The sequence below is a fragment of the Novipirellula sp. genome (assembly GCF_041583735.1).
Lineage (GTDB): Bacteria > Planctomycetota > Planctomycetia > Pirellulales > Pirellulaceae > Novipirellula.
In genome coordinates, this window is sequence record NZ_JBFHFD010000862.1 from 1 (window position 1) to 3,011 (window position 3,011).

At 54.9% G+C, this 3,011-nt stretch carries 5 protein-coding genes; 2 read left to right on the forward strand and 3 right to left on the reverse strand.

The window, feature by feature from the left end:
• Both ABX962_RS33835 and ABX962_RS33840 read right to left on the reverse strand, forming a co-directional pair.
• A partial coding sequence (locus tag ABX962_RS33835; RefSeq protein WP_372726079.1) for a glycerophosphodiester phosphodiesterase family protein occupies positions 1-381 on the reverse strand: 381 nt, incomplete at its 3' end.
• A 211-nt stretch (positions 382-592) separates the two neighbouring features.
• On the reverse strand, positions 593-796 hold the full coding sequence (locus tag ABX962_RS33840; protein WP_008709433.1) for a hypothetical protein: 204 nt from the start codon (positions 794-796) through the stop codon (positions 593-595).
• Between the two features lie 215 nt (positions 797-1,011).
• Between ABX962_RS33840 and ABX962_RS33845 the strand changes: the two genes are divergently transcribed.
• Both ABX962_RS33845 and coaD read left to right on the forward strand, forming a co-directional pair.
• The gene (locus ABX962_RS33845; protein WP_372726080.1) at positions 1,012-2,211 is read left to right on the forward strand and encodes an aminotransferase class V-fold PLP-dependent enzyme; all 1,200 of its coding nucleotides are present in this window, start codon (positions 1,012-1,014) and stop codon (positions 2,209-2,211) included.
• A gap of 66 nt (positions 2,212-2,277) precedes the next feature.
• Positions 2,278-2,775, forward strand: coding sequence for a pantetheine-phosphate adenylyltransferase (coaD, locus tag ABX962_RS33850; protein ID WP_339937892.1), 498 nt, complete (start codon positions 2,278-2,280; stop codon positions 2,773-2,775).
• A gap of 92 nt (positions 2,776-2,867) precedes the next feature.
• Here the strand turns inward: coaD and ABX962_RS33855 are convergent, their stop codons facing one another.
• Entirely contained in the window at positions 2,868-3,008 is a 141-nt protein-coding gene (locus ABX962_RS33855) for a DUF4430 domain-containing protein (RefSeq protein WP_372726081.1), read from the reverse strand.
• Positions 3,009-3,011: the final 3 nt, after the last annotated feature.

Sequence of the window (3,011 nt, forward strand, 5' to 3'; positions counted from 1 at the left end):
AAAGGTACGGTTCTCGGGCACTGTCTTGAGGACTTCGGCAAAGGTCGGGATGGGCTCGTTGGCCCATTTCGCATCTTTCCATTTGCCCGCATCGAGTTTGCGAAGTTCGGTAAGTGTCGATCCTTCGACTACCAATTTTTTACCTGCGGTTCGTTTGGTGTCCTTGTCGTGAATGCAAACGATTTTCGAATCGGCGGTCAGATAGAAATCGCCCTCGACGCCATCGGCGTTTTGATCCCAAGCCAGCCGAAACGCGGACAACGTATTTTCAGGCGCGTCATGCGACGCACCGCGGTGGGCGACAATCATCTGAGAGAACGCCAAATGAGGCACGGAAACGACAGCAAACAAAACAAACAAAGGCAGCAAGCGTGAGCGCATAGCAGTTGTACTTTGAGCGGGTAGCAGAGGCGGGGAGAGGACGTCATTGAACATCGCTATCTTAGCGAATTGCCGTGAACGTTTTGTGAAGGTTCCGCATGCATTTGCGGGATCGGCTGGCGGGCGGTCAGCGGGCAGCGATGCAGCTCTTTGCCGCAATCCGATCGGAAACCTCATGCCGCTTGGGCTTCGCTGCCGCGGGCAAGCTTCGCTACCGCTGTTCGCGATAGGTCGTCCAGCTCAGGTAGACCATGACGCCACCGACGACGACGAAAGTGATGTCCATCAACAGGCTAGCAGATCGCATGGGAGCGACTTCATGCATTCCTATTAGCCCCATCACGGCATCTGCTAGAAACAGAACTAGAATCAGGATCGATGCCACAAGGCTGATCAAACAGAGCGCCTTTGGCATCAATAACCTCGTGTATGGAGCATGGAGCAGTGTGATGGGATAAACGGGGGCTTCTGGGAATGACACAGAGTATAGTTGCTCTTGGCCATGTTCCCCAGACCTGGGCCTGCTAGCTAAATTGACGATTCGGAAATCAAAAATGATCTTTGCAGGTTAATTCGAGGAGAGGGACAATGGCGACAAAAAACACAAGAAGTCAGGGAAGAAATTCGGTTGTGGGGTCCGATTGTGACAGCTCCTTCCCTTCGGCTTGGCTCGATGTCATCCAGACCGACCCCTGGGATTGGTGGCGGAGCCAGATGCCGATTACTGAAAAATTCGCCTATTTTGACCACGCGGCGGTCGGTCCGCTCAGCCAAGGTGCCTTTGACGCGATGTCAAATTTCTTGGACCAGGCCTCGCGTTTGGGCGATACGGTTTGGCCCACTTGGGCTGCTCGAAACGAGAAATTGAGGCGTGATGCGGCCAAATTGCTGAATTGTGCCCCTCGTGAAATTTGCTTGGTTCCCAATACATCGACCGGAATCAACATCGTCGCCGAAGGCTGGCCATGGCAAGCGGGCGACAGTGTCGTGATCCCGGATGGTGAATTTCCGAGTAATCTGTTTCCCTGGATGAACCAGCAGTCACGGGGGGTAGATGTGCGGATTGTCCCACGACATGAGGGAGAGGTCCGAATCGGCGACCTGATGGAAGCGGCCGATCAATCGACGCGGATGATTGCGGTCAGTTGGGTGGGTTACGCCAGCGGATTTCGCTTGGATATCGCCGACTTGGTGGCTCGGGCCCATCAACGCGGCATCATGGTCTTTCTCGATGCGATCCAAGGGTTGGGGATGTTTCCCTTGGATCTGGAACGAGTACCTGTCGATTTTCTCGCTGCCGACGGACACAAATGGCTACTGGGGCCCGAGGGAGCGGGAATTGCCATGATTCGCGGCGAACATTTGTCAAAAATTCGAGTTGGCAATGTCGGCTGGGGCAGCGTCAAGAACTCGTACAATTACAATGAGCCCAAGCTTGAATTGCGTGACGAGGCGGCTCGTTTCGAAGCGGGTTCGGCCAACATGGTCGGTCTCGGGGGCTTATCGGCAAGTTTGGAAATGTTTTTGGCGGTGCGGCAATGTCATGGCGATCAAGCGATCGGCGATCGGGTCGTCAGCCTGGCAACCCGGCTGGACGGTTTGCTTCGCGATTTGGGCGTCCAAACCTCGCTTGCCGCTGATCCAGAAAACCGTAGCGGAATCGTCAACTTTTCGGTTGCCGGTGCCGAGCCCGCCGCGATTCGCAGTCGCGGACTCGAGCAGGATGTCGTGCTGAGTTGCCGTGGTAGCGGGGTTCGCGCCAGTATTCATGCCTACAATAACGAAGACGATTTACAGCGTTTGGTCGCGGTGGTCCGTTCGTTTTGTTGATCACCCTCTTTGCTTGAATCGCTCCGCTGAACTCTCGAAAATCTGAAACCACAGAAACGGGTACCGATGCCACAACCTCACACCGCTGTTTACACCGGATCGTTTGACCCGGTCACATTGGGGCACTTGCACGTGATCGAGCGGGCATCGCGTTTGTTCGACAAGCTGATCATTGGGATCGGGATCAATGCGGACAAAAAGCCGCTTTTTGATCCGCAAGAGCGGGTCGCATTGCTGGAAAATGTCACGCATGACTTCTCCAACGTCTGTGTCGAGGTCTTCAGCGGGCTGGCCGTCGATTTTGTTCGCAGCGTGGATGCGAACATTATGGTGCGAGGAATCCGGCCGCTGACCGATACGGCGGGCGAGTTTACGATGATGATGGCGAATCACCAGTTAGATCCCGGCATCGAAACTGTGTTTTTAATGGCGGACGAGCGGTTTGCTCATATCAGCAGTTCGCTACTCAAGCAAATCGCCTCGTTGAGCGATGATGACGAGCAGCTGGCCAAGTTTGTTCCGCTAAAGATCATTCCCGAGTTGCGAAGCAAACTGCGGTCGTAACTGCAGCTTGCACCTTGTCGACCGCTCGTGTGAAAGAGCAAGCGGTAAAGAAAGTGTCCCGGGTAGGGCCGGTTCCTAACCTCCGTCCCACGCTATTCGCCTTCGTAGGAACCGAAAGCCCAGCTGATCGTTGCGGGAGCGTCAAGCTTGGTGCTGCCGATGCCTTTTTCGGCATGCACGCCGTCGATCTTGTACTTCCAGCCTTCCGTCGACGTGGTCGAAACTCCATCAATTTC

Bases quoted from the DNA above. Each gene is read 5' to 3' on its own strand.
- ABX962_RS33840 (WP_008709433.1), bottom strand. From the start codon at position 796: ATGCCAAAGGCGCTCTGTTTGATCAGCCTTGTGGCATCGATCCTGATT.
- coaD (WP_339937892.1), top strand. From the start codon at position 2,278: ATGCCACAACCTCACACCGCTGTTTACACCGGATCGTTTGACCCGGTC.